This is a genomic window from Gallaecimonas aegicerasi (assembly GCF_045291545.1).
GTDB lineage: Bacteria > Pseudomonadota > Gammaproteobacteria > Enterobacterales > Gallaecimonadaceae > Gallaecimonas.
On sequence record NZ_CP149514.1, the window covers coordinates 465,586 to 489,722 of the forward strand.

Genomic DNA, 24,137 nt, shown 5'->3' on the forward strand with positions numbered 1-24,137 from the left:
GGCAACCCTGTTTTTGTACTGGCTGGTGCCGCCGGTGGTGGTTTTAATCGGTGGCGCCGCTATCACCTTGTTGGGAGGCGAACATGCGTAAGTGGTATCGGGATACTCGTGACAATTTGCTGTTTGGTGTCTGCGCCGGGTTGGCGCCGATTATTGGTCTCGATAAAGCCTGGGTGCGGTTAGCCGCGGTTGTGGCGCTGCTGATTTCGCCACTGACCACCGTAATACTGTATCTGATTGCGGTTGTACTACTGCCGGTCAAACCCTATCTGGAGGGCGAATGGCGAAGAAAATCCTGATTGCCTTACTGGTGACGCTGGCCTTGACCTGGGTGCTGGCGGCGGTAACTGGCCACCAGCATTACGGCATTTATATTGATGGCGACAACTTGTTGCATAGCCCTAAAGGTTTGCTGTTTGCCGTCCTTGGCGTGGCCGCCGCGTTACTGGCGGTGGGCGGCACCTTGTTGGGTGTTGTGCTATTGCTGGTGTTCATTTTTGGCAGCCTGTTTCTGGGCCTGGCCTTTGCGGCACTGCCCATCTGGCTGCCCATTGTCATCATCTGGTTGCTGGTGCGGCCAAACCGTTCTAGCGCTGGTTAAAAAAGGCGCTGATCGCGGCTTTGCATTCGTCACCTTTTAGCAATTGGACAAATTGCGCCGCTTCTTCATGAATAGCCTGCTCAGCCTCGGCCAGATAGGGCTTGCGGATCAAAGCCTTGGTGGTCATCACGGCTTTACAGGGCAGGCTGGCGATGGTTTTGGCCTGTTTTAGCCCTGCGGCGCAGACATCCTGGCTAACGGTCTTGTTGATCAGCCCCTGGCTCAGTGCCTGTTCGGCGTTGTAAGGGCGGCCAGTCAGTAGCCATTCATTGGCATTGGCTTGGCCAACACGCCGGGCCAACAGGGCAGAGGAGCCAGCCTCGGCACATAGCCCCAAAGCCACAAAAGGCAACTGAAAACGGGCATTGTCATGGGCGACAACCCAGTCACAGTGCAGCAGTACGGTGGTACCAATGCCCACGGCGGGGCCTGCTACGGCAGCCAGTAACGGTTTTTCAAAGTGCAACAGCGTCATCAGAAAACGCAGAATGGGGCTGTCGGGGCCTATTTCTGAAAGGCTCAGAAAGTCCTGAAGGTCATTACCGGCACAAAAGACGTTTTCGTCGCCTTGCAGCAAGACCGCCCGGATCGCATCATCGGCGCTGGCCTGCTGTAATGCTTCGGTTAGGGCGCTATACATGGCTTGGGTCAGCGCGTTTTTCTTGTCGGTACGGGTGAGGGTGATAACCCGTACCGCATCGTCAGTGTCTGTACGAACGAAATCGATCATGGTGGATTCCTGTATCAGCTTGTGACCCAGTACGTTAGACTGGTAATACCAGTAACTCAAGTATCGGCGTGGCTGCCGCAGTATCAGCATAAAGCGGCAGCCCGGCCACATGAAGACTGAGGAGAAGATATGAGTCGAGGCAAGATCATCACATGGAGCCTGCTGGGTCTGGTGGTGGCGGGCTACCTGCTGGGCGTGTATTGGTCGGTGGAGCCGGAACGCTTTGACGTTCAGGCGGTAACCAAGGCGTCCCTTGCCAAAGCCGGTGAACCTGACGTTGAAGGCGCGACATTAACCACAACAGTGATCCACATCGGTGACACGCTGCTCGACAAGCCGGGTGGCTTCTTGTCTAACGATGTATTACCGCCTTCGGTGTTTCTGGACAACATGCCCGCCTGGGAATTCGGGGCCCTGGAGATGCTCCGTGATACCACCTTGGTAATGCGCAATGAGTTGTCACGCTCGCAGTCTCAGTCCAGTGAAGATCCCGACCTCAAAGAAGCGCAGCCGGAATTTAACGTAGACCGCCGCTCCTGGGCGATGCCACGGGCGGAAGCAGAGTACCGGGCGGCTATCAAGCATCTGCTGGCCTATCGCAAGCGGCTCAGTGCCACTGGCCCTGACAAAGCCGAGTTTTATGGCCGTGCCGACAATCTGCGGGAGTTGCTGCGGTTGGTTGAAAAGCGCCTTGGCAGTTACAGCCAGCGGCTGGCAGCCTCGGTTGGCCAGGAAAGTCTGGATGAGGGTCAGAAAACAGAAATTACCACTTCCTGGTGGCAGCTAGATGATGTTTTCTATGAAGCCCGTGGCTATAGCTGGGCATTGCTGCATGTACTCAAAGCGGTGGAAGTGGACTTTGGGCCAATACTGAAAAACAAACATGCCATGGTGAGCCTGCGCCAGATCATCCGCGATTTGGAATCCACGCAGCAAACCGTATGGAGCCCGATGATCCTAAATGGCTCGGGCTTTGGCCTGGTTGCTAACCATTCACTGGTGATGGCCAATTACATCAGCCGGGCCAACGCAGCACTGGTGGATTTGCAGGAGCTGCTGGACAAAGGCTGATCTGTCATTTTGTTTTCCTGGTTGTGGCGTCTTGCTCTGTGCCAGTTGCCACACTAGGCTTAGCATGAGCTGTTTTCAGGGAGTCTAAAAATATGAAGAAGAATATCACGGCACTGGCGTTGCTGGCGGGTGTACTGGCTGGGCCGGCAGCGGCTGACACAGTTGGTATCTATGCGGGTATTGGCCAGTGGCAGAACAGCTTCTCCGGGGACCTGCTGAAAGAACAGGTCAGTGTGAAAAACGATCTGGGCCTCAAGCATGCTGATCTGACCCAGTGGTACGTTAATCTGGAGCACCCCTTGCCGGTGCTGCCGAACATACGGTTGGCTTATGCCAATGTTAATGAACAGGGCAGTGGCCAGATCAACCAGTCTGTTCGTTATGACGGTATTACTTACCCCAGCGGTGTCAGCGTCAATACGGATATCGCTATCAAGATGACCGACGTCACCCTCTATTATGAGCTGTGGGATACCGGTGGTGACTTTGACGTTGGCCTCACCGGCCGTCGCCTTAATGGTCATCTGGCGCTGTCTAACGACCAGTTGGGTCGTGGCCAGGAAAATGTCAATGACTGGGTGCCAATGCTGTATCTCAATGGCCGGGTCGACTTACCCATGACCGGTTTATATGTGGGTGCCCAAGGTAATGGCGTGGCCTACAGTGGCAACCGCCTGGCGGACTACCGTGCTTTTGTTGGCTACGATTTCGACATTACCGGGCCAGTTGATGTGGGCTTGCAGTTTGGCTATCGCCGGCTGGATCTGAAGCTCAAGGACATTGGTAGCTTTGAAGGCAACGTCAAGCTGGACGGCGCTTTTGCCAACGTTACCATGCATTTCTAAGCTCTTATCAAGAAAAAAGCCGCCATCAGGCGGCTTTTTTTATACTCAGTCGGGCACTGGCCCATAAGGCCAGGCCGACTACGGCACCGAGCTGCCGGGCGTCGAAAAAGTTCTCCTGAAACGCTTCAGCATCGATGATCCCCAACACAGTGCCATCAGGGTGATAAAGCGGAATACAGAGCTCTGCAGCCACCTGCGGATCGCAAGTGTAATACTCACCACCGCCAGCCACATAAGCCGGTACGGAGTTAATCAGCCGGCCATGGCCACTGCGACCCACTGTGGCGTTGTTAGACACCTGCGCGAAGGCCGCAGTGAGCGGAAACTCGGCTCGTGACGGGGCTCCCCGGTAGGCCAGTTTCACCAGCACCTGCTCACCATCAGGGTTGACTGCAACCCGATAGATCCCCAGCCAGTCAACGCCGTTTTGTTCGCTGAGAAAAGCCACGGCGGCATTGAGATCGGCCAGCAATGCGTCGTTTGCCGGCTTCTGGCCACCCAGAATAGGCCGCAAGTCATAAGGCTGCTCTGCCAGCTGGCCAAACAGTGAGCAAGCACCGCCTTCCCCCAGCTCCGGCACCACAAAACAGTAATGTGCCAGCTCGCTGGCTGGCGCCAGCGGTGCCAGGGCACTGAGTTGCCGGCAGGTAACATCAGCCTGATGCATGGCCTCTAGAGTCAGGGGCAGTTGGGCCAGTTCAGCATAACGTGCAGGTGTCATTTTGGGCATCCGGATGGCTAAATGAGGTTGCTAGTTTACTGCTGGGATGGAACGGACACAATGGCTGCCTCAGAACAAAAAAGCATGAGTGATAACTCTGTTCAGTAGGGTATTGAGCAAGCCCTGGTGGCTTTTGCCAAAGGGCTGTTCATCCCTCACGGCGGGGTTGCAAATAGGGCTTTAGCCACTCTGCCAGCTCAGGGTCAGCTCTCCTTCTGCCAGGCGGGTGAATTCATTTTCAAATTTACTGTCGGGTTCGGCAACCATCAGCCGGGCCAGTTCATCGCCAATGGTACTGAACCGGTAGTAAGTCAAATGAACCCGCCGACGATGGCCGGTCAGTGTGCCCTGGCGCCCACCCATGCTGAAGGCAACAGGACTTTGGCGCAGATCCGCACTTACCAGCTCGGAGGTTTGTAGCAGGCCAATATCCATCAGGCTGGCCAGGGCCGAATAGTGCAGGCCAAACTGTCCCAGCGGCAGTAGCCGGGTCTGGCTGCCACCGAGAGTATGGCGGCGGTAAAAGCCGATCACCAGCCGGTATTCCTGGCCAACCTTGAGGGCCATATTGACGGCTTTGGCGAAGGTTTGTGTTTCCTTAACAGAGAGCTTTTCCAGGGTTTCCAGCGAGCGTCGGGAAAAGCTGCCTGCCTGCTGTAACTCCCGAAGTAAAATGGTGGCCCACAGGCCTTGCATCCGGCTGCTACTGGTATTTTCGGCCAGACGGCTGAAGTGATAGAACCAGTCATTGTCAATTTCATCGACAGCCGTGCCATCATCAGATTGCACCAAGGCCTTGTGGATAATGGTTTCCAGGTTACGCTGCCGGCGGGCCACCATCACGGCGGCACGGCGTCTGGCCCGGTCAAGGGGCTCACCGATATCACCGGCATGCAGGGCGCCTTCGAGCCCCTGTTCTTTACAGAGCTGGCGCAGCCGGTCTTGCGGGCTGTAACCCATGCGCTCTACCGCCCCTTTCTTTTCCATTGCCTGTCAATGCCTGCCTGATAAGGAAAGCTCCAGCCTAGCGCAAATTGCTATGACTGTCGCTCACCAGCTGTCCATACTCTGCTAAGGAGGTGTGCGATGGTGAAGTGGTATTTGCTGCTGCTCTGTGCCTTGCCGGTTCAGGCCAGTTGGTTGAGTGAGCAGCGCCAGGCGTTGGCCCGTGAAGCGGTGCGTCTGGATATGCTGGCAGAGCAGCCCTGGCCTGTGCTACTTGCCAATACGCTGCGGCGCGGTGACCAAGGCCCGGTTGTATTGGCTCTGGCGCAGTTGCTGATACGCACCGGCGATCTGCAAGGGCCTGCCAGTGACCTTTTTGACGCCCGGTTGCAGCAGGCTGTGCGCATTTTTCAGCGGCGCCATGGTTTGCCGGCCGATGGCGTAGTGGGAGTTGATACCCACGCCGCTTTGGCGGTGCCACCGGCACAACGACTGTTGCAGGTGCAGCAAACGTTGTCGCGCATGGCGCAGTTTCATCCGGCTGCGGAGCAATTAGTGGTTAATATCCCGGCCTTTACCCTGCTATGGCTCAGTGATGATCGTGTACGGCTGCGTTCGCGAGTGGTGGTAGGCAAACCGTCGCGGCCCACGCCACAATTGCACAGTGCCATCACCGCCGTGGAATTGAACCCGTTCTGGAATGTGCCCTACAGTATTTTTCGCAAGGACTATCTGCCACGGCTGCGCTGGCTGGGCCCGGCGTATTTGCAGCAGCATCGGCTGGAGATTGTGGTGGGTTATGGCGCCGCCACAGAGATCATTCCGACGCCAGCCGAGCTGCCCAAACCCTGGCCGGCTGACTGGCGGTTACGGCAGCAGTCAGGAGCAGCCAATGCGCTGGGGCAAATCAAATTTGTGATGCCTAACCGTCAGGCCATTTTTTTGCATGATACCAATCAGCCCCAGCTGTTCAGCCAGCCGGTACGGGCCTATAGCTCCGGTTGTGTGCGCGTGGAGTTGGCATTGGAATTGGCGAGTGCTCTGCTGGGTGGGCGTGGCGACTGGCAATTGGCGCTGTTTGAAGGCCGTCAGCTTCGCCTGGAGCTGGATACACCACTGCCAATAGCGCTGGTGTATTGGACCGCCTGGGTTGATGAACGTGGCCAGCTACAGCTGCGCGACGACCTTTATAATGTGACCAACTCCTCATCTAACTCACTGGAAGTGGTTAAAAATTGACCATAACCGGTCTTTTCGGTATGATTTCTAGCCAATAAGCGCTTTAGTATCCAAAATTCTATGTAACAGGAGGCTGGGTGGCGGCTGGAACATTCTCAAGACGTCAGTTTTTGTTAGGTGCTGCAACGTTGGCAGTAGCAACCGCAGTACCGCTGAAAGCCTTTGCCAGTACCGGGCACCGCCGGGAATTGAGCTTTCGTAATTTGCATACCGGGGAGCGCCAAAAAGGCATTTACTGGCAAGATGGATCTTATTTGCCTAGTACCCTGCAAAACTTCAATGAAGTCCTTAAAGACCACCGCAGTGGTGACGTGACACAGATGGACCCGGCATTGTTTGATCAGCTCAGCCGGCTCAGTCGGCTGTTGGGTTTTGATGACACCATTGAGGTGATTTCCGGTTACCGCTCGCCGGCTACCAATGCCGCCTTGAAGCGTGCCGGTCACAACGTGGCTACCCACTCTTATCATACTCTGGGGCGGGCTATCGACATCCGTTTACCGGGGGTGCAGCTGGCCCAGGCACACCGGGCCGCACTGACACTAAAAGCCGGTGGTGTCGGGTATTACCCGCGCGACAACTTCATCCATATTGACACCGGCCCGGTCAGGCGCTGGGGAGGATAAAAAAGCGCCTTGCGGCGCTTTTTTTATTCCTTGGCAATAAGCCCTTTGACCAGGGTCATCACCTGCGCTATCTGCGCCTTGCTGAGCTTGCCGTCATGGACAAATTGCACCTTACCGGCGGGGTCCACAACGATGATGGCGCTGCTGTCCGGCGTCAGCTCCCAGGCCTTGCGAACCACGCCGTCTTCATCAAGCACGATCTCTGACCAGGGGTATTTTTTCTTGGCATTTTTGGCTGAGCTACGCACAAAAGGCCCGGTACCCCAGATGGCATCATCGACATTGATAATGGTTACTGTCTGGTACTTGTCTTCCGGCAGGTGCGCGGCCTTGATGGCATCAATCAGCGGCTGGTTAATCGCTTTGGCGCTGGTGCGGCCAGCAAAGTGCTGGATCACCCGAACCTTGCCGGTCAGGCTGCTGCTGTTAAAGGGAGCATAATGGAATTTTTTGTCTTTAAGAATGATGGCGCCATCGTCCTTGACGGTGACTGCGGGCAGTGGGGCTGACGGGGTAATGTTGTGAGCCAGCACCGGCAGAGCCAGTAGCAACAAGGCTCCAGTGAGAAAACGCATAGGTACTACTCCTTGTTAAGACGTCGGACCATTGTGCAGTAACTTATCTGGCTTGTCAGGCATCAGGGCGCACAGGGCTTGAAAATCTGTGCATAAAAGCGCGCAATGTCACGTTATTAGCGCGCCGCCAAACGAGATAAGGAGTACGGATGAGCATTATCAGTGCTTTACAGCAGCAACTGGGCGATTTGGATGCCTGGCTGATCCCTCACGAAGATGACTATTTAGGTGAATACCTGCCGGCAGCCAATGAGCGGCTGGCGTTTGTTACTGGCTTTACCGGCTCTGCCGGCCAGGCTTTGGTTACTCGCAACGGTTTGCATGTCTGGGTGGATGGCCGCTACACCGTGCAAGTGCGTACTCAGGTGCCAACTGGCACCCAGGTACATCATCTGGTGGAAGAACCCCTGGCTGATTTTCTGGCCACTCAGGCTGACGGCTTTCGTCTTGGCCTCGATAGCGGCTGCGTCAGTGCGCGTCAGTTAGCACACTGGCAGCAGGCGGCGCCGCATGTCACTTTTGTTGACCGTGACAATCTTGTCGACGCTCTGTGGGATAACCGGCCCGCCTTGCCGCAAGGTCATGGGTTTGTGTTGCCGGAGGTGCTTACCGGCCAGTCTTGTGTCGATAAACGCCAGGCCGTTGCCGCCCGCTTTGCTGCCAAGGCTGACTGGGCATTACTGACCCAGGCCGACAGCGTAGCTTGGCTGACCAACCTGCGTGGCAGCGATGTACCGCGCTTGCCGGTCATGCTGATGCGAGCCCTGCTGGGGGCCGATGGTCAGTTGAAGCTGTTTTGTGATCCTGAGCGCTTACCGGCCGATGCCAACCTCGGTGATGCCGTGCAGATCCTCGAACATAGCCAGCTTGACAGCGAACTGGCTGCATTGAGCGGGCAACGTGTGTGGCTGGATGAAGCGCTGACGCCAGCGCGTTTTAGCCAACAGTTAACCCAGTCTGGCGCAACGGTGGTGCCTGGCCAGGAGCCGACACTGGTGCTCAAAGCCGCCAAAAATACTGCCGAACTGGACGGCATGGCTGAGGCGCACCTGCGTGATGGCGCTGCCGTATGTGAATTTTTGTACTGGCTGGACGCCCTGTGCAGTAGCGGCCAGCGTCGGGATGAGGCGGAATTGGCGCAACAACTGGAAAGTTACCGGCTGGCCCAGGCTGATTACCTGGAGCCGAGTTTTGACACGATCTCTGCGGCCGGCGCCAATGCGGCGCTGCCCCATTACAACTTTCGTAATGGCGAGCCGGCGATGCTGCCGGAACAGGGTCTGTATCTGGTGGACTCCGGTGGCCAATACCGCTTTGGTACGACAGATGTAACCCGTACGGTCGCTATTGGTGAGCCGACTGACGAACAGCGCCGGCTCTTTACTCTGGTGCTAAAAGGGCATATTGCCCTGGCCAAAGCCAAGTTTGTCAAAGGTACAACCGGTCACCAGCTGGATGTACTGGCACGGGCGCCACTGTGGGCCGAGGGCTATGACTTCGATCACGGCACCGGCCATGGTGTCGGCCACTGCCTGAGTGTGCATGAAGGGCCGCAAGGCATCAGTAAACGAGCTAACAGTCAACCATTGTTACCTGGCATGGTGTTGTCCAACGAGCCGGGGTACTACCGCGAAGGGGCTTTTGGCATTCGCATTGAAAACCTGGTGGTGGTGCGTGAACGTGACGCCGAAGGTGACCGCAGCGTTTATGGCTTCGATAACCTGACCTTCATTCCGATGGACCGGCGGTTGCTGGATTTAAGCCTGCTCGATGACGGCGAACGGCAATGGTGGAACCAGTACCACCAGCAGGTACTGGCGCATATTGGCCCACGGGTTGACGACAATACCGGCGAATGGCTCCGTGAGGTCTGCGCGCCTTTGTGACTTTGCGGTATAGTGCCGGCCAGACTCATTCATGACAGATGCCATGGCAGACGACGGCAATAAAATCCTGGTGGTAGGGGAGCATATTATCCCCGCTGCCCCTGACATGCCGATCCTCGATCAGCTGTTGCTGCGCGGTATTAACGTGGAGTACCAGTGCCGTTCAGGGTTTTGCGGCTCCTGCAGGATGCGCCTGAAAAGTGGTGCGGTGCGCTATCTGGAGTCGCCCATTGCCTACATCAATGAAGGTGAAGTACTGACCTGCTGCACCCTGGCTGACAGCGAAGTAGTGGAACTGGAAGCCGATTACCTGCACCGCAAGAAGGCATAAAAAAACCCGCCAGCAGGCGGGTTTTTGATATCCGAAGCGACTTAGGCTTTTTCGGCACGGGCCAGGGAAGAGACAATTTCTTCCTTGGCGGCAGCGGCGTCAGCCCAGCCTTCGACTTTCACCCATTTACCCGGCTCAAGCTCTTTGTAGCGCTCGAAGAAGTGGGTGATCTGGCTTTTCAGCAGTTCTGGCAGGTCTGTGACATCGTGTACGTCATCGTACATCTTGGTCAGCTTGGATACCGGTACTGCGACCACTTTGGCATCTTCACCGGACTCGTCGGTCATTTTCAGCACGCCGACAGGGCGGCAGCGCACGACGGAACCCGGGATCAGCGGGTAGGGCGTGGGTACCAGTACGTCAACCGGATCGCCGTCCAGGCTCAGGGTGTCGTTCACGTAGCCGTAGTTACAGGGGTAGAACATCGGCGTAGACATGAAACGATCAACGAAGATCGCGCCGCTGTCCTTGTCCACTTCGTATTTGATCGGGCTGGCGTTAGCCGGGATCTCGATGATGACATTAATTTCGTCCGGTACGTTTTTACCGGCAGGAACCTTGTTCAGACTCATGACTTGTCCTTTTACGTCAAAGTGGGGATGGGCGCTATTATACCGGCCCCGCTGTCACTGACTAGCGTTCGTGACGGTAGTACTGTTCCACCGTTAACACTTCATTACGCGCCCCCAATACTACCGGCACACGCTGGTGGATCTGTTCCGGCTGTATGTCGAGGATGCGCTCAAGGCCAGTACCGGCAGCGCCACCGGCTTGTTCTACCAGCAGCGCCATGGGGTTAGCTTCATACATCAAGCGCAGCTTACCGGCTTTTTCCGGCGCCCGGCGATCCCAGGGGTAACTGAAAATGCCGCCGCGGCAAAGAATGCGGTGCACATCTGCCACCATGGCAGCCACCCAACGCATGTTGAAGTTCTTGCCACGAGGCCCTTCTGTGCCTTTGAGTAAGTCATCTATGTAGTCCTGCATGGGCTTGGCCCAGTGCCGCTGGTTGGACATATTGATGGCAAACTCCTGCGTGTCATCGGCAATGGTAACGGACGGTACCGTCATCAGGTATTCGCCAATGGTCTGATCGAGGGTGAACATTTTTACGCCCTGACCGGTGGTCAGGGCCATCAGCGTCGCCGGGCCGTAAACCACGTAGCCGGCAGCCACCTGCTCGCGCCCGGGGCGCAGGAAACTCTCGGCTGATACCGGGCCATTACCTTGCACTTCATAGACGGAAAAAATGGTACCAACCATGGCGTTAATGTCGATGTTGGAAGAACCGTCCAGCGGGTCGAAAGCCACCAAAAAGCGCCCTTCGGCCGGGCCTTCGACAATATCGTCTTCTTCTTCGGAGGCCAGGGCGCGTACTAGGCCGCTTTGCAGCAGCAAGTCTTTGAGCAAGGTATTGGCAATGACGTCCAGTTTTTTCTGCACTTCGCCTTGCACGTTTTCGTCCTGGGTGGACCCCAGTACGCCAGCCAAGGCGCCCTGATGCAGGCGAAAGTTGATTTCTTTACAGGCGGCACCCAGTACGTTGACCAGGTGGATCAGATCTTTATCGACGCCGTCCTGGCGCAGGGCAGTAACCAGACGTTGCATGGCAGTTTCTCGGTCAGAATACAGGCGGCGCCATGATAAACGATTTCGTCAGGCACTGACAGCCGGCCACTGGGCTTCCCCCGGCGGTGATCACTGGTACACTAGCGGCCAGTTTGTATTGTTAATGGCACACCATGCACATCCATATTCTTGGTATTTGCGGCACCTTTATGGGCGGTCTGGCGATACTGGCCCGGGAGATGGGTTATACCGTCAGTGGCAGTGACGAAAATGTCTATCCGCCGATGAGTACGCAGCTAGCTGAAGCCGGTATCACCCTCACCGAAGGCTATGATCCGGCCCAGCTTGAGCCAGCGCCTGATCTGGTGGTGATCGGTAATGCCATGAGCCGTGGTAACCCCTGTGTTGAAGCGGTGCTGAACCAGGGCCTGCGCTATGTTTCCGGGCCACAATGGCTGTACGAGCATATTCTTAAGGACCGCTGGGTACTGGCTATCAGCGGCACCCACGGTAAAACCACTACCACCGCCATGTTAACCTGGATACTGGAATACGCCGGGCTCAAACCGGGCTTTCTGGTAGGCGGCGTGCCGGCCAATTTCGGGTTGTCAGCCCGCTTGGGTGATGCGCCGTTTTTTGTGGTCGAAGCCGACGAATACGATACTGCTTTTTTCGATAAACGCTCCAAGTTCGTGCACTACCGGCCGCGCACGCTGGTGATCAACAACCTGGAGTTTGATCACGCCGATATTTTCCCTGACTTGGCTGCCATCCAACGCCAGTTCAATCACTTGCTGCGCATGGTGCCGGAGCAGGGGCTGGTTATTGTGCCGGCCAATGATAGTAACGTAGCCGACACCCTGGCGGCCGGCTGCTGGACGCCGACACTGAGCATTGGCGCCGACATCGATGCCGAGCTGCTTAGCAGCGATGGCAGCGATATCGTGGTGCGCTGTGGTGATGAACGTTATGAACTGTGCTGGCCACTGATTGGCCTGCACAATGTCCATAACGCCTTGGCAGCCCTGGCGGCAGCGCGCCACGCCGGTGTGCCACTAAGCGCCGGTGTTGCTGCCTTGCGCGAATTTCGTAATGTGGCTAGGCGGCTGGAGTGTAAAGGCGAGGCTGGTGGGGTGCAGGTCTATGATGATTTCGCCCATCACCCGACCGCCATTGCCACTACCATCGATGGCCTGCGCCGCAAGGTTGGCGGCGCCCGGATCTTGGCGGTGCTGGAGCCGCGTTCCAATACCATGAAATCCGGTGTCCATGCCCAGCGGCTGAATCAGTCGGTTGCCCATGCTGATGCCGTATTCTGGTTTGAGCCTCAGGGGTTGCAGTGGTCCATTCGCGACCTCTGTGCCAGCTCCGCGATCCCGGCGCAGTACAGTGACAGCATTGCGCAGTTGGTGAAGCAGGTGGTCAGTAGTGCCCGCCCTGGCGATACCATTTTGGTCATGAGCAATGGTGGCTTTGGTGGTATTCACCAGAAGCTGCTCGACGCCCTGGAGAAACAACATGACTAAGGCTTTGACGCTGGCCATTACCGGTGCTTCCGGTGCGCCTTATGCACTGCGTTTGGCGGAAGCGGTGCTGGCTGCCGGCTGGCAGCTGCACCTGCTGATTTCCTCTGCCGCCAAGGTCGTACTGGCCACTGAAACGCCGTTGAAAATTCCCAGTGCTCCGGCTGCTGCCGAAGCGTTTTTGACTGAGCACTTTCAGGCCCAGGAAGGGCAGCTGCGGGTGTATGGCAAAGACGACTGGTTTTCACCGGTGGCCTCCGGTTCAGCAGCCCCGCGGCTGATGGTGGTGTGTCCCTGTTCGACCGGTACCTTGTCGGCCATTGCTCACGGCGCTTCTGATAACTTGATTGAACGGGCTGCCGATGTGGTACTCAAGGAACAGGGCAAACTGATCATTGTGCCTCGGGAATCGCCGCTGTCGGCCATTCACCTGGAAAACATGCTGACCCTGGCCCGTCTGGGAGTGGTGGTGATGCCGGCGGCACCGGGCTTTTATCACGAGCCGGCGTCTGTGGACGACCTGGTGGATTTTATGGTGGCGCGGCTGCTTGACCACCTGGGCATTGAACAGCAACTGGTACCACGCTGGGGCTACGGGCCGAGTAATAACTGAAGACCTTATTGGAGAAGGCTATGAAACACCATTTGGATACGCTGATAAGCGAAGCCGACATCAAAGCGCGTGTGGCCGAGATGGCCAGGGATATCGAGCAGCACTATGGCGAAGGGCAGTCAGTGTTACTGGTAGGGCTATTGCGTGGCTCGGTGGTGTTTCTGGCGGATTTGGCCCGGGAGCTGCAGCTGCCCAGCCAGTTTGATTTCATGACCGTGTCCAGTTACGGCAATAACATGTCGTCCAGCCGTGATGTGCGGATTCTCAAAGATCTCGATGAAGACATTGAAGGCCGTCATATCCTTATCGTGGAAGACATCATTGATACCGGCAACACCTTGTCCAAGGTCGTGAAGCTGCTGGCCACCCGTGACCCTCGCAGTATTCGTCTTTGTACCTTGCTGGATAAGCCATCGCGCCGGGAAGTGAATGTGGATGTGGACTTTATCGGTTTTTCCATTCCCGACCAGTTTGTGGTGGGTTATGGCATTGACTGGGCCCAGCGCTACAGGAACCTGCCTTACATTGCGGTGGTGGTGCCGGAAGAAGAATAAAAAATGCCGCCTGATGGCGGCTTTTTTATTCACTGAAATAGCTGGATAACACTTTGTCGCGGGCCGGTACTATGTCGTCCTGGTTTTCCACCGTCAGCCCCAGCTCCTGCAGTTCGCCATCGGCAACGCCGTAAATCCAGCCATGTACTGACAGCTGCTGGCCGGCACTCCAGGCTTTTTGCACGGCCGGTGAGCGGGCCACCCGGCACACCGCTTCGAGCACATTCAGTTCACACAGACGGTTCGCCTGTTCATCAAAGCTCAAGCCTTCGAGTAGTGAGTTATGGCGTTCGGCCACTTCTTTGAGGTCCAGCAGCCATTGTCCGAGGCTGCCTTCAGCGCCGCCTTGCAAGGCGGCAATGACACCGCCACAGCCATAGTGGCCACACACAATAATGTGGCTGATTTTCAGGGCGCCAACGGCAAAGTCGATGACGGCCTGGCAGTTCACATCGGTAGTCAGTACCTGATTCGCGACATTACGGTGCACAAACAGCTCACCGGGCAGCAGGCCGGTCAGCTGTTCTGCCGGCACCCGTGAGTCTGCACAACCAATCCACAACAAATGGGGATTCTGGCGCTCAGCCAGACGTTCAAAAAAGACAGGATCGTTATTGCGAAGGCGGTGCGCCCACTGGCGGTTATTGGCCAGCAGGGTTTTAGGATCTTTCATCAGGACATCCTAACAACAGGAGATGGCCAGTGTACCCGCCAGGGCCGTGATAACAAAGCGGAGCAGTCAGTAGCACATTACACTTTGTGATTAATTACTGCTCACCAGACAACCTTTGACACCTGAGCATGAACTAATGCAAGCTGAACTAGTCAAGGTTATTGATAATTACCATGTTATCTATCTGGCGTGATGCTGTACCCAGGGTATGTAACCACAGGGATGTCTGATGACTCCACCGAGCCTGTTTAAGAGTCTAAAAATGCAGATGTTGCTGCTGCTGTTGCTGGCAGTGACTGTTGGCGGCGGCAGCGCCATTTGGCTTGAAGCCAAAGCTGACATGGATAGCACCTGGCAAAATCAACAACAGCAAACCGCACTGGCCGGCCAGTTACTGACCTCACAATACTCAGCCAACACCCTAAGCAAACTACGCCAGCAGCTCCATGCCAATAGCCTTTGGCTTACCGATAACAGCCTTAAGCCTCTGGTAAAAACCGGCCAACAGCAGCAGCAACCAGACAAGCAGCTCACCACCTTGGGTACAGGCCAAGATATCGGCAAGCAGCGGGTCATGGCGGTACCGGCGCCGGGTGGTTACCTGCTCGCCTGGTATCCGAGTGCTTCGGGGCATTGGCTGGTGCACTTTAAGCGCCTGGCGACGCTGACGCTGGGCATTGGCCTTATCACCATTGTCTTTTTCTATCTGGGTGTCCTGCATTTTGTGGTGGGGCCGGTGGAGCATGTGTTATCGGTGATGCGTAAACGGGCTGCCGGTGACCGTCAGATCCGGGCTTGCCTACACACCGCCAGTGAAATGGGGCAGCTGGCCAACTGGCTGAATCGTATGCTTGATGCCGAGGAGCAGGCTGATGCCCGGCTGCAGGCCGCCCATGCCGATACCCAGGAACAGCGCACATTGTTCATGCGGGTCTTTAACATGATGCCGGATATTGTTTCGCTGACCCGCCTGGCAGACGGCAAACTGGTGGATGTAAACGATAACTGGGAGCGCATCACCGGCTGGAAAAAAGCCGAGGCCATAGGCAAAACCACCGAAGATCTGGGGATCTGGGGGGATATCAAGCTGCGTCAGGCTTTTGTCGCCCGTCTGCAACACAACGTGGTACAGAACCAGCGGGTACAGTTTCTTGATCGCTACGGGCGGGTTATCGAAAGTGAAGCCTCCGGCTGTATTTTTGAAGAACGAGGCAAACGGTTTCTACTGTTGTCCTGTAAGGATATTGGCGAGCGATTGCAGCGTGAGCAGGAGCTGAAGCTATTGGCTGAGGTAGTGAAATCCAGCTTTGACGGGGTGATGATCACCGATGCCAACAAGCACATCCTCACCGTCAACCAGGCCTTTACCACCATTACCGGCTATCAGGCCGAGGACGCCTTGGGCAAAACGCCCCGGTTACTCAGCTCGGGTCAGCACGATGAACGGTACTACCGGCAGATGTGGGCCACTATCGAACAGGATGGCCACTGGCAGGGTGAGATCTGGAACAAACGCAAAAGTGGCGAGCTGTATCCGCAGTGGCTGACCATCACCCGCTTGCAGGATGATGACCACCAGGCCAGCAATTATATCGCCGTGTTCTCTGATCTGACCGAACGCAAGGCGGCCGAAGCGCGTATTGCCTTTCTGGCTTACCACGATGCGTTGACGGAGCTACCGAACCGAACCTTGCTGGTGGACCGCGCCGATCAGGCGCTAATGCAGGCCAAACGTGATGACCACAGTCTGGCTTTGCTGTATCTGGACCTTGACCGCTTCAAGGCCATCAATGACAGCCTTGGCCACCACATTGGTGATGAACTGCTCAAGGCGGTCGTCAGCCGCTTGAAACCGCTATTGCGTGAGAGTGACACCTTGTGCCGTCAGGGTGGCGATGAGTTCCTGATATTGTTGCCGCATATTGAAAAAAGCCACGAAGTGCAGCACATCATTGACCGTATTTTGCATGCCATGAGTGCGCCTTTTCAGATAGACGGCCACCGGTTGTGGATCAGTACCTCTATCGGGGTGGCTTGTTACCCGGAAGACGGTGACAGCAGTGCCCAGCTCTTACGCAAAGCCGACACCGCGCTATACCATGCCAAAGACAGCGGCCGTAGCACTTACAGTTTCTTTGACCGCCACATGGACCAGGATATTAATGACCGCCTGGTCATGGAAACCGCCCTGAAAGATGCCATTGGCACTGAACAATTACAGCTGCATTACCAGCCGCTGATGGATGTCAAAACGGGTAATGTGGCAGGTGTAGAAGCCTTGATCCGCTGGCGCAGCCCGCTACTGGGCCAGGTATCGCCGGGCCGCTTCATTCCGCTGGCGGAAGAAACCGGGCTTATTATCAGTCTCGGCGACTGGGTATTGGAAACCGCTTGCCGGCAACTGGCAGCCTGGCAGCAGCAGGGTTTTAGCGGAGTGATGGCGGTGAACCTGTCCATTCGCCAGCTGGTGCAGCCGAATTTTGTACCGCAGCTGGCCCATTTGTTGGAAAAAACCGGCGTCAGGCCGCAAAACCTGGAGCTGGAGTTGACCGAAAGCCTGATGATGGAAAACATCAGCGTCTGTCTGGAAGCGGTGCAGGGCTTGAAGAAGTTGGGAATACACCTGTCTATTGACGACTTTGGTACCGGCTACTCCAGTCTCAGTTATCTCAAGCGCTTTGATGTCGACAACCTGAAAATTGACCAAAGCTTTGTTCATGGCCTGCGCAGTGACAACAGCCAGGCCCGGCCGTTGATTCGCGCCATTGTGCAGATGGCCCATAGCCTTAGTCTGAAAGTGATTGCCGAAGGGGTTGAGACCGCAGAACAACTAGCGGTACTGCGTGACGAAGGTGTCGACATGGCGCAAGGCTACCTGTTTGCCAAGCCTATTCCGGCCAATGAAGCGGAAGCCTTGCTGTTTAAATCGGTAACGGTGCGCAGCGACGCATTCGCCGCGCACTGAACCGCGGCTGGCTTTTGCCGGTGCCGATCGCTTGAGCAGTCGCGTATACTGTCGCCTTCTAAGGCAGGAGGAACCATGACAGCAAGCAGTTACGCGCTGGACATCGTTGATCTGAAAAAGACCTATAAGAGCGGTACCGAAGCTCTGAAAGGTATTGATCTGAAGGTTAAAGAAGGCGACTTCTTTGCTTTGCTTGGCCCCAACGGTGCTGGCAAATCCACGACTATTGGCATTCTCGCCTCACTGGTCAATAAAAGCGCCGGCCAGGTCAGTATTTTTGGCCACGATCTGGTTACCGATACGGTAGCTGCGAAAAGTGCGCTGGGCCTGGTCCCTCAGGAATTTAACTTCAACCAGTTTGAAACCGTGCTGCAGGTAGTGGTTAACCAGGCGGGCTATTACGGGGTGCCGCGGGCCAAAGCCCTGGTCAAAGCCGAACAGCTGCTCAAGGAACTGGACCTTTGGGGCAAAAAAGATGCCCGTACCCGTGAGCTGTCAGGCGGTATGAAGCGCCGGCTGATGATCGCCCGGGCTCTGGTTCATGAACCGCGCCTGCTGATCCTCGACGAACCCACCGCCGGTGTGGATATTGAGATCCGCCGTTCCATGTGGCGCTACCTCAGAAAGCTCAATGAAGAAGGCCTGACCATCATCCTCACCACTCACTATCTGGAAGAGGCGGAGATGTTGTGCCGGAATATTGCCATCATCGACCATGGCCGTATTGTTGAAAACACCACCATGAAAGGCTTGCTGGCCAAGCTCAACACCGAAACCTTTATTCTCGATTTAGCCGACAACAGCCCGGCTCCGAGCCTGCAAGGGTTTGATTACCAGCTTATCGACAGCCATACCCTGGAAGTACAGGTTGCCAAGGAAGCGGGCCTGAACCCGGTATTTGGCCAGCTCACTGAACAGGGCGTGGAAGTGCTGAGTATGCGCAACAAAGCGAACCGACTGGAGGAGTTGTTTGTGACACTGGTGGAAAATGGTCGTAACGGAGGTCAAGCATGAGCCGTAACCGCATTGCCCTTGGGTCCATTGTCCATAAAGAAGTGAACCGCTTCATGCGGATCTGGGTACAGACGCTGGTACCACCGGCGATCACCATGACCCTGTATTTCATTATTTTCGGCAGTTTGATCGGCAGCCGCGTTGGCAAGATGGGCGGCTTTGATTACATGGCCTTTATCGTGCCGGGGCTGATCATGATGTCGGTGATCACCAACTCCTACTCTAATGTTGCGTCCAGCTTCTTTTCGGCCAAGTTTCAGCGTTTTATCGAAGAAATGCTGATCGCGCCGATCCCCAACAGTGTCATTATTTTCGGTTTTGTAGCCGGCGGTATGGCGCGGGGGCTGCTGGTAGGGGCTATTGTTACCGCCGTGTCGTTTTTGTTTACCGATGTGCATATTCAACACCCGCTGGTTGTGGTGACAACGGTGATCCTGACGTCCTTGCTGTTCTCGCTGGGCGGCCTGATCAACGCCGTTTTCGCCAAGAACTTTGACGACATTTCCATTGTGCCGACCTTTATTTTGACGCCATTGACCTATCTGGGCGGGGTGTTCTATTCCATTAGCCTGCTACCGGGTTTTTGGCAGGTGTTGAGCCACTTCAACCCGATCCTCTACATGGTTAATGCGTTTCGCTACGGCTTCCTTGGTACCGCCGATATCGCCCTGTGGCAGGCTTTTACCGTGCTGGGAGTGATGATTGTCGGGCTGTATAGCCTGGCCCACTACCTGATCAGCAAAGGTGTGGGGCTGCGCCATTGACCAGCCGGGTTGTTAGCAGTAACCAGCAAGGTGTTCATGAGCGGCTCGATGAGGTGGTTAAGCGCCACCTCAATAGCGACTTTCAAAAGCCCTATGCAGAGCACAGCCTGGCGGCTTATCAACAGCTGCAAGTATGGCTGGCCGGCCGCACAGAGCCGTTGGTGTTGGATAGTTGCTGTGGGGTAGGGCAAAGCACTGCGGTGCTGGCTCGCCGCCACCCTGAAGCGCTGGTTGTCGGGGTTGATAAATCGGCCCATCGCTTGGGTAAGCATCAGCATTATGCTGATGAGCAAGCCAATTACCTGGTGCTGCGTGCTGATCTGCATGATCTGTGGCGCTTACTGGCGGCTGACGGTATCCGGCTGGCCTATCATTACTTGCTGTATCCCAACCCTTGGCCAAAAGCGGCGCACTTGGGGCGGCGCTGGCATGGTGGGCCCAGCTTCAAGGCTTTACTGGCTCTGGGCGGGCAGCTGCAAGTGCGCTCTAACTGGTCGGTCTACATTGAAGAATGTGCCCGGGCACTGCAGTTGGCCGGTTTTACCAGCCAGACTCAACCAGTCAGTGGTGACAGTATCACCCCGTTTGAACGCAAATACCGGGCCGCCGGGCAGCGCTGTTGGCAATTGGACGCATCACTGAACAGCAACTAGCCTTAACAAGGCAGGGGGTGTCAGATGAAGCATCTAGTAAAAATGAAAATGCTGATAGTGCTGTGCGGATTCACCATCGTCATGGCACTGGAAGGGCTCTATATATGGGCCATGCAGGATTAAAAAACGCCGGCAATTGCCGGCGTTTTTTTAACGCTTGGGGATTTAGGCAACCTGCACCGGAATCGCTTTACTGGTGCGTACCACGTCGTTATTGGCGTCGAGGTAGACCAGGCTTGGCTGGTGTTGTTTGGCTTCGCTATCATCCAGGCGCACAAAAGCGCAGATGATCACGCGGTCACCGGCAGAGGCCTTGTGGGCCGCCGCGCCATTGACGGAAATCACTTTCGAGCCACGCTCGCCACTGATGGCGTAGGTGGTAAAGCGCTCACCGTTATCAATGTTGTAAATCTGAATTTCTTCGTACTCCAGAATGCCGGCAGCGTCCAGCAAGTCCTGGTCGATGGCACAGGAACCTTCATACTCCAGTACCGAGTGTGTTACCCGTGCCTGGTGCAGTTTGCCTTGCAGCATCACTCTTTGCATGGCTTCAAACCCTTTTTCACTTCGCGAGTCTGGCTAAAACGTGGCCATATTACCACGCTGCCGGAAAGTCGGCGCAATATAAACCAAATGTCTCAGGCCTGCAAATCCACCAGCAGGTTGTCAATCAAGCGTGCTTTACCGAGGTGTGCCGCGGCCAGCAGCACGACTTTTGTTTCCTCGCCGGTGGCCGGTGCCAGGGTCTCGGCGTCAAGAATATAAAGGTAGTCGGGGGTAAAACCGGCGTTACGCAAGGCGCTTTTGCCGCTGTCGACCAAGGCACCGTAATCACGCATGCCTTGCTCAATACGCTTGGCCAGTGCCTGTAAGGTGCGGTACAGCGCCGGGGCTGTGGCCCGTTCGTCGCTGCTGAGGTAGCCATTACGGGAGCTTAAGGCCAGGCCGTCTTCGGCACGCACCGTCGGGACACCGACAATATCCACCGGCATCGCCAAGTCGGCTACCATGCGGCGGATCACTGCCAGCTGCTGGTAATCTTTCATGCCAAAGCAGGCCAAGTCCGGCTGCACCAGGTTCAGCAGTTTGCTGACCACGGTGGCGACGCCACGGAAATGGCCGGGGCGGCTGGCGCCACAATACAGATCGGAAATGCCCGGTACTTCTACCTGTGTGTGCTTCGCCATACCATGGGGGTAAAGCGCCTCGACGGCGGGCATAAACAGCAGATCAGTCTGCTCATCGAACAGGGCGTCACTGTCTTCCTCCGGTGTGCGGGGGTAGGCCGCGAGATCTTCGCTGGGGCCGAATTGCAGTGGGTTAACAAAAATTGACACCACCACTTTATCGGCCAGCCGACGGGCTTCGCGTACCAGGGTCAGGTGTCCTTCATGGAGGTTCCCCATGGTTGGGACCAGGGCTATCTTTTCACCCTGCTGACGCCAAGCGCGCACCTGGGCGCGCAGATCTTTTACCGAATGTACGGTACGCATTGAATCGCTACCTCATTCAAATCCATGCTCTTGAGCCGGGAATTGCCCGGCCACCACTTCGCTGACATAGCTGCGTACCGCCTGGCGGATATCACGCCCTGCTGTCAGGTAATTCTTGGCAAACTTGGGAATATGGCCCGTGCTGATCCCCAGCAGGTCATGCATTACTAACACCTGGCCATCGGTATCGGCACCAGCGCCAATGCCGATCACCGGAATACTGACGGCGCTACTGAGACGCTTGGCCAGGGCCCGGGTTACGCATTCCACCACCAGTAACTGTGCTCCGGCGGCTTCCAGGGCCTGGGCGTCGGCAATAATGCGCTCGGCACTTTGCGGATCCCGCCCCTGCACTTTATAGCCGCCAACCAGGTGTACGGACTGTGGCATCAAACCCAGGTGTGCGCATACCGGCACGGAACGCTCCACCAGTGTGCGAATGGTGTCTGCCAGCCAGGCACCGCCCTCTAGTTTGACCATTTGCGCCCCGGCTCGCATCAGCGTTGCCGCGTGCTGGCAGGCTTGCTCCGGTGTGGCATAACTCATAAAGGGCATATCGGCTACAATCAACGCTCGCTCTGTCACCTGGCTAACGCAGCGGGTGTGGTAGGCGATGTCGTCAACAGTGACGGCAAGCGTGTCATTTTGCCCCTGGATCACGTTCCCCAGAGAGTCTCCCACCAACAGCATATCAATGCCTTCCTGATCGAACAGGGCAGCAAAGCTGGCATCGTAGGCGGTCAGGGTCGCGAATTTTTCGCCATTGGCTTTTTTACGGGCCAGTGTATTGACGCTAACGCGCTTAGCCTGGGCGGCTTCGTTAACTTTGCTCATGAGAGCCCCTGTTGGCAGAATTTAGGGCGATTACTCTACCCCATGCACTGGCTTGCTCAAAGTGCTGGGGTCAGTAATCGCAGATTGTGGGACAGTGGCGTCAGGCTTGCCAGTGCCCGGCCGTCGGGGAGCTGTAAATCCGGGGCCAGACTGGCCAGCGGCACCAGCACAAAGTCCCGTTCACTCAGGCCCGGGTGCGGTATGGTCAGGCGTGGGCTATGCCACTGTTCGTTACCGTACAGCAACAGATCCAAATCGAGGGTGCGTTCCCCCCAGCGGCGCTGGCGCAGGCGACCCTGGCGCTGTTCGATGGCCTGCAAAGCGTCCAGTAAGACCTCAGGGGAGAGCATGGTATCCAGCGCCGCTACCGCGTTGATGTAATCCGGCTGGTCCTGCGGCCCCATGGGGCTGGACTGGTAAAGCGCTGACACGCCCGCCAAGTGACTGTCTGGCAGGGCTGCCAAACGATGCAGGGCCTGCCAAATTTGCCGAGCCGGGCTGGCCAGATTGGCACCGAGGCCAATATAGGCGCGCTTGCTCATGCGTTACTGCGGGCCAGGCTTACGCTTGCGTGGTCGCCGACGGCGTGGGCGTTTGTTGTCAAACAAACTGGCGACCATGGCTCGGCGCCCTTGCGGATCGGTGTCTTGATATTCCTGCCACCACTGGCCCAAGGCTTTGATTTCTTTGCCTTCCACTTCGCCGCGCATCAGCAAAAAGTCAAAGGCTGCGCGAAATCGGGGGTGTTCGAAGAGCCGTTCGGCACGGCGGCCGGCACGCTTGTCGAGGCGTAGCTGCAGTGTCCAGATCTCGCGAATGGTGGTCGTAAAGCGGCGCGGAATGGCAATGCGTCGGCACTGTTCATCCATGACATCATTCATGGCGATCTGATAGGCGTCGTTCTGTGGCAAGCCGGATTCCAGCAAGACATCTTGCGCCCGTTGATCCACTGCTGGCCACAGCAAGGCTGCGAACAGGTATGCCGGGGTACTTTTCAGATCGTTATTTACCCGGTAGTCAGTGCTTTGCAACGCCAGTTCGATAAAGCGGCGAGCCCGATCGTCTTCTAGGTAAGGGGTAAGCAGCGGAAACAGCCGTTGCAGCAGGCCAAAATCGGCCAGCATGCGGAAGTTATCCAGGCCGTGCCCGGCCATAAACAGCTTCAGGCATTCCTCAAACAAACGCGGCGGCGGAATGTCGTCGAGTAATGGCGCCAGCTCGGCAATGGGGTTGGCTGTAGCCGGGGCAATGGTCATATCCAGCTTGGTGGCAAAGCGCACTGCGCGCAGCATCCGTACCGGATCTTCGCGATAACGGGTGGCCGGATCGCCGATGAACTCGATACGGCGGGCGGCCAGAGAGGCCATGCCACCGGCGTAATCAACAATGGAATAATCGGCGATGTTGTAATACAGCGCGTTAATGGTGAAGTCGCGGCGCAGGGCGTCTTCTTCGAGTGAATCACCATAGACATTGTCGCGTAGCAACATGCCTTCGTCCGAGCGTTTGGCTTCGGGATTGTCGGCATGGTTACCGCGAAAGGTGGCCACTTCAATGACTTCCCGGCCAAAGAGAATATGCGCCAGGCGGAAGCGGCGACCGATCAACCGGCAGTTCCGGAACAGCTTTTTGATTTCTTCGGGCCGGGCATTGGTGACCACGTCAAAATCTTTGGGATGCAGACCCAGCAGCAGATCGCGCACGCCACCGCCGACCAGATAGGCTTCAAAGCCGGCCTTGTTTAAGCGATACAACACCTTAAGGGCGTTTTCACTGATGTCTTTACGACTGACGTTGTGTGCATCGCGAGGGATCACAACGTTTTGCTGGCTGTCCTTGTTGCCGACAACACGGCGGCAAAAGTCGAGTACGCGAGAAATAATGACGGTCACCTGAAACTATGGGCCAAAAT

Annotated in this window: 27 protein-coding genes; 15 read left to right on the forward strand and 12 right to left on the reverse strand. The window is 56.4% G+C overall.

The genetic code is table 11. The features are described from left to right. Positions 1-83: 83 nt before the first annotated feature. The gene (locus tag WDB70_RS02260) at positions 84-299 is read left to right on the forward strand and encodes a PspC domain-containing protein (RefSeq protein WP_406666195.1); all 216 of its coding nucleotides are present in this window, start codon (positions 84-86) and stop codon (positions 297-299) included. Then, complete coding sequence (locus tag WDB70_RS02265) at positions 281-601, forward strand: hypothetical protein (protein ID WP_406666197.1); 321 nt, start codon at positions 281-283, stop codon at positions 599-601. Before WDB70_RS02260 ends, WDB70_RS02265 begins: the two co-directional genes overlap by 19 nt. On the opposite strand, the gene WDB70_RS02270 is transcribed toward WDB70_RS02265, so the two are convergent. Continuing rightward, positions 588-1,331 carry an enoyl-CoA hydratase-related protein gene (locus tag WDB70_RS02270; protein ID WP_406666199.1) on the reverse strand — a complete coding sequence of 248 codons (744 nt, stop codon included), beginning with the start codon at positions 1,329-1,331 and terminating at the stop codon, positions 588-590. The two genes, WDB70_RS02265 and WDB70_RS02270, sit on opposite strands and share 14 nt — an antisense overlap. A gap of 129 nt (positions 1,332-1,460) precedes the next feature. On the opposite strand from WDB70_RS02270, the gene WDB70_RS02275 reads away from it, so the two are divergent. Both WDB70_RS02275 and WDB70_RS02280 read left to right on the forward strand, forming a co-directional pair. Continuing rightward, positions 1,461-2,402 (forward strand): DUF2333 family protein, encoded by a 942-nt coding sequence (locus WDB70_RS02275; RefSeq protein WP_406666200.1) that lies wholly within the window; start codon positions 1,461-1,463, stop codon positions 2,400-2,402. 92 nt (positions 2,403-2,494) lie between these two features. After that, complete coding sequence (locus tag WDB70_RS02280; RefSeq protein ID WP_406666202.1) at positions 2,495-3,247, forward strand: TIGR04219 family outer membrane beta-barrel protein; 753 nt, start codon at positions 2,495-2,497, stop codon at positions 3,245-3,247. A 25-nt stretch (positions 3,248-3,272) separates the two neighbouring features. On the opposite strand, the gene WDB70_RS02285 is transcribed toward WDB70_RS02280, so the two are convergent. Together WDB70_RS02285 and WDB70_RS02290 are read right to left on the reverse strand one after the other, a co-directional pair. Next, positions 3,273-3,968: a GAF domain-containing protein gene (locus WDB70_RS02285; RefSeq protein WP_406666204.1), complete on the reverse strand. Its 696-nt coding sequence runs from the start codon at positions 3,966-3,968 to the stop codon at positions 3,273-3,275. 180 nt (positions 3,969-4,148) lie between these two features. Continuing rightward, positions 4,149-4,955 (reverse strand): TIGR03899 family protein, encoded by an 807-nt coding sequence (locus tag WDB70_RS02290; RefSeq protein ID WP_406666206.1) that lies wholly within the window; start codon positions 4,953-4,955, stop codon positions 4,149-4,151. A 99-nt stretch (positions 4,956-5,054) separates the two neighbouring features. On the opposite strand from WDB70_RS02290, the gene WDB70_RS02295 reads away from it, so the two are divergent. After that, on the forward strand, positions 5,055-6,152 hold the full coding sequence (locus WDB70_RS02295) for a L,D-transpeptidase family protein (protein WP_406666208.1): 1,098 nt from the start codon (positions 5,055-5,057) through the stop codon (positions 6,150-6,152). Positions 6,153-6,229: 77 nt separating this feature from the next. Then, positions 6,230-6,778, forward strand: coding sequence for a DUF882 domain-containing protein (locus tag WDB70_RS02300; protein ID WP_406666210.1), 549 nt, complete (start codon positions 6,230-6,232; stop codon positions 6,776-6,778). 23 nt (positions 6,779-6,801) lie between these two features. Here the strand turns inward: WDB70_RS02300 and WDB70_RS02305 are convergent, their stop codons facing one another. Further along, entirely contained in the window at positions 6,802-7,353 is a 552-nt protein-coding gene (locus WDB70_RS02305) for a YtfJ family protein (RefSeq protein ID WP_406666212.1), read from the reverse strand. A 149-nt stretch (positions 7,354-7,502) separates the two neighbouring features. Here WDB70_RS02305 and WDB70_RS02310 point away from each other — a divergent pair, with 149 nt between their 5' ends. After that, positions 7,503-9,239, forward strand: a complete 1,737-nt coding sequence (locus WDB70_RS02310; RefSeq protein ID WP_406666214.1) for a M24 family metallopeptidase — start codon at positions 7,503-7,505, stop codon at positions 9,237-9,239. A 31-nt stretch (positions 9,240-9,270) separates the two neighbouring features. Next, positions 9,271-9,570, forward strand: a complete 300-nt coding sequence (gene yfaE / locus WDB70_RS02315) for a class I ribonucleotide reductase maintenance protein YfaE (protein ID WP_406666216.1) — start codon at positions 9,271-9,273, stop codon at positions 9,568-9,570. A gap of 41 nt (positions 9,571-9,611) precedes the next feature. Here the strand turns inward: yfaE and ppa are convergent, their stop codons facing one another. Continuing rightward, positions 9,612-10,142, reverse strand: coding sequence for an inorganic diphosphatase (ppa, locus tag WDB70_RS02320; protein ID WP_406666218.1), 531 nt, complete (start codon positions 10,140-10,142; stop codon positions 9,612-9,614). Between the two features lie 61 nt (positions 10,143-10,203). Continuing rightward, positions 10,204-11,178 (reverse strand): class 1 fructose-bisphosphatase, encoded by a 975-nt coding sequence (locus tag WDB70_RS02325; protein WP_406666220.1) that lies wholly within the window; start codon positions 11,176-11,178, stop codon positions 10,204-10,206. A gap of 134 nt (positions 11,179-11,312) precedes the next feature. On the opposite strand from WDB70_RS02325, the gene mpl reads away from it, so the two are divergent. Genes mpl through hpt form a run of 3 tightly spaced genes read left to right on the forward strand, consistent with a single transcriptional unit; the run spans position 11,313 to position 13,829 of the window. Then, entirely contained in the window at positions 11,313-12,665 is a 1,353-nt protein-coding gene (gene mpl / locus WDB70_RS02330; protein ID WP_406666222.1) for a UDP-N-acetylmuramate:L-alanyl-gamma-D-glutamyl-meso-diaminopimelate ligase, read from the forward strand. Beyond that, a complete protein-coding gene (locus WDB70_RS02335; protein WP_406666225.1) occupies positions 12,658-13,275 on the forward strand; it encodes a flavin prenyltransferase UbiX in 618 nt (205 codons plus the stop codon). The genes mpl and WDB70_RS02335 overlap by 8 nt, the downstream gene beginning before the upstream one ends. 20 nt (positions 13,276-13,295) lie before the next feature. Beyond that, positions 13,296-13,829, forward strand: a complete 534-nt coding sequence (gene hpt, locus WDB70_RS02340; RefSeq protein WP_406666227.1) for a hypoxanthine phosphoribosyltransferase — start codon at positions 13,296-13,298, stop codon at positions 13,827-13,829. Positions 13,830-13,854: 25 nt separating this feature from the next. Here the strand turns inward: hpt and can are convergent, their stop codons facing one another. Continuing rightward, positions 13,855-14,502: a carbonate dehydratase gene (can, locus tag WDB70_RS02345; RefSeq protein WP_406666229.1), complete on the reverse strand. Its 648-nt coding sequence runs from the start codon at positions 14,500-14,502 to the stop codon at positions 13,855-13,857. Positions 14,503-14,764: 262 nt separating this feature from the next. Between can and WDB70_RS02350 the strand changes: the two genes are divergently transcribed. From WDB70_RS02350 to WDB70_RS02365, 4 genes are all read left to right on the forward strand, one after another. Then, on the forward strand, positions 14,765-17,467 hold the full coding sequence (locus WDB70_RS02350) for an EAL domain-containing protein (RefSeq protein ID WP_406666231.1): 2,703 nt from the start codon (positions 14,765-14,767) through the stop codon (positions 17,465-17,467). Between the two features lie 75 nt (positions 17,468-17,542). Continuing rightward, positions 17,543-18,481, forward strand: a complete 939-nt coding sequence (locus WDB70_RS02355; RefSeq protein WP_406666232.1) for an ABC transporter ATP-binding protein — start codon at positions 17,543-17,545, stop codon at positions 18,479-18,481. Further along, the gene (locus tag WDB70_RS02360) at positions 18,478-19,245 is read left to right on the forward strand and encodes an ABC transporter permease (protein ID WP_406666234.1); all 768 of its coding nucleotides are present in this window, start codon (positions 18,478-18,480) and stop codon (positions 19,243-19,245) included. Before WDB70_RS02355 ends, WDB70_RS02360 begins: the two co-directional genes overlap by 4 nt. Further along, positions 19,242-19,898 carry a tRNA (guanine(46)-N(7))-methyltransferase TrmB gene (locus WDB70_RS02365; RefSeq protein WP_406666236.1) on the forward strand — a complete coding sequence of 219 codons (657 nt, stop codon included), beginning with the start codon at positions 19,242-19,244 and terminating at the stop codon, positions 19,896-19,898. Before WDB70_RS02360 ends, WDB70_RS02365 begins: the two co-directional genes overlap by 4 nt. A 165-nt stretch (positions 19,899-20,063) precedes the next feature. Here WDB70_RS02365 and panD read toward each other — a convergent pair whose 3' ends face one another. The 5 genes from panD to pcnB all read right to left on the reverse strand — a co-directional run bounded on the left by panD (position 20,064) and on the right by pcnB (position 24,108). After that, a complete protein-coding gene (gene panD, locus WDB70_RS02370) occupies positions 20,064-20,444 on the reverse strand; it encodes an aspartate 1-decarboxylase (RefSeq protein ID WP_406666238.1) in 381 nt (126 codons plus the stop codon). Positions 20,445-20,536: 92 nt separating this feature from the next. Then, positions 20,537-21,391: a pantoate--beta-alanine ligase gene (panC, locus tag WDB70_RS02375; RefSeq protein ID WP_406666240.1), complete on the reverse strand. Its 855-nt coding sequence runs from the start codon at positions 21,389-21,391 to the stop codon at positions 20,537-20,539. A gap of 12 nt (positions 21,392-21,403) precedes the next feature. Continuing rightward, positions 21,404-22,225 carry a 3-methyl-2-oxobutanoate hydroxymethyltransferase gene (gene panB / locus WDB70_RS02380; protein WP_406666242.1) on the reverse strand — a complete coding sequence of 274 codons (822 nt, stop codon included), beginning with the start codon at positions 22,223-22,225 and terminating at the stop codon, positions 21,404-21,406. A gap of 56 nt (positions 22,226-22,281) precedes the next feature. Next, the gene (folK, locus tag WDB70_RS02385; RefSeq protein ID WP_406666244.1) at positions 22,282-22,767 is read right to left on the reverse strand and encodes a 2-amino-4-hydroxy-6-hydroxymethyldihydropteridine diphosphokinase; all 486 of its coding nucleotides are present in this window, start codon (positions 22,765-22,767) and stop codon (positions 22,282-22,284) included. A gap of 3 nt (positions 22,768-22,770) precedes the next feature. Continuing rightward, the gene (gene pcnB / locus WDB70_RS02390; RefSeq protein ID WP_406667994.1) at positions 22,771-24,108 is read right to left on the reverse strand and encodes a polynucleotide adenylyltransferase PcnB; all 1,338 of its coding nucleotides are present in this window, start codon (positions 24,106-24,108) and stop codon (positions 22,771-22,773) included. Between the last annotated feature and the right edge of the window lie 29 nt (positions 24,109-24,137).

Coding starts and splice junctions, on each gene's coding strand:
- WDB70_RS02260 (WP_406666195.1), top strand. CDS start 84: ATGCGTAAGTGGTATCGGGATACTCGTGACAATTTGCTGTTTGGTGTC.
- WDB70_RS02265 (WP_406666197.1), top strand. CDS start 281: ATGGCGAAGAAAATCCTGATTGCCTTACTGGTGACGCTGGCCTTGACC.
- WDB70_RS02270 (WP_406666199.1), bottom strand. CDS start 1,331: ATGATCGATTTCGTTCGTACAGACACTGACGATGCGGTACGGGTTATC.
- WDB70_RS02275 (WP_406666200.1), top strand. CDS start 1,461: ATGAGTCGAGGCAAGATCATCACATGGAGCCTGCTGGGTCTGGTGGTG.
- WDB70_RS02280 (WP_406666202.1), top strand. CDS start 2,495: ATGAAGAAGAATATCACGGCACTGGCGTTGCTGGCGGGTGTACTGGCT.
- WDB70_RS02285 (WP_406666204.1), bottom strand. CDS start 3,968: ATGACACCTGCACGTTATGCTGAACTGGCCCAACTGCCCCTGACTCTA.
- WDB70_RS02290 (WP_406666206.1), bottom strand. CDS start 4,955: ATGGAAAAGAAAGGGGCGGTAGAGCGCATGGGTTACAGCCCGCAAGAC.
- WDB70_RS02295 (WP_406666208.1), top strand. CDS start 5,055: ATGGTGAAGTGGTATTTGCTGCTGCTCTGTGCCTTGCCGGTTCAGGCC.
- WDB70_RS02305 (WP_406666212.1), bottom strand. CDS start 7,353: ATGCGTTTTCTCACTGGAGCCTTGTTGCTACTGGCTCTGCCGGTGCTG.
- WDB70_RS02310 (WP_406666214.1), top strand. CDS start 7,503: ATGAGCATTATCAGTGCTTTACAGCAGCAACTGGGCGATTTGGATGCC.
- yfaE (WP_406666216.1), top strand. CDS start 9,271: ATGACAGATGCCATGGCAGACGACGGCAATAAAATCCTGGTGGTAGGG.
- ppa (WP_406666218.1), bottom strand. CDS start 10,142: ATGAGTCTGAACAAGGTTCCTGCCGGTAAAAACGTACCGGACGAAATT.
- WDB70_RS02325 (WP_406666220.1), bottom strand. CDS start 11,178: ATGCAACGTCTGGTTACTGCCCTGCGCCAGGACGGCGTCGATAAAGAT.
- mpl (WP_406666222.1), top strand. CDS start 11,313: ATGCACATCCATATTCTTGGTATTTGCGGCACCTTTATGGGCGGTCTG.
- WDB70_RS02335 (WP_406666225.1), top strand. CDS start 12,658: ATGACTAAGGCTTTGACGCTGGCCATTACCGGTGCTTCCGGTGCGCCT.
- hpt (WP_406666227.1), top strand. CDS start 13,296: ATGAAACACCATTTGGATACGCTGATAAGCGAAGCCGACATCAAAGCG.
- can (WP_406666229.1), bottom strand. CDS start 14,502: ATGAAAGATCCTAAAACCCTGCTGGCCAATAACCGCCAGTGGGCGCAC.
- WDB70_RS02350 (WP_406666231.1), top strand. CDS start 14,765: ATGCAGATGTTGCTGCTGCTGTTGCTGGCAGTGACTGTTGGCGGCGGC.
- WDB70_RS02355 (WP_406666232.1), top strand. CDS start 17,543: ATGACAGCAAGCAGTTACGCGCTGGACATCGTTGATCTGAAAAAGACC.
- WDB70_RS02360 (WP_406666234.1), top strand. CDS start 18,478: ATGAGCCGTAACCGCATTGCCCTTGGGTCCATTGTCCATAAAGAAGTG.
- panD (WP_406666238.1), bottom strand. CDS start 20,444: ATGCAAAGAGTGATGCTGCAAGGCAAACTGCACCAGGCACGGGTAACA.
- panC (WP_406666240.1), bottom strand. CDS start 21,391: ATGCGTACCGTACATTCGGTAAAAGATCTGCGCGCCCAGGTGCGCGCT.
- panB (WP_406666242.1), bottom strand. CDS start 22,225: ATGAGCAAAGTTAACGAAGCCGCCCAGGCTAAGCGCGTTAGCGTCAAT.
- folK (WP_406666244.1), bottom strand. CDS start 22,767: ATGAGCAAGCGCGCCTATATTGGCCTCGGTGCCAATCTGGCCAGCCCG.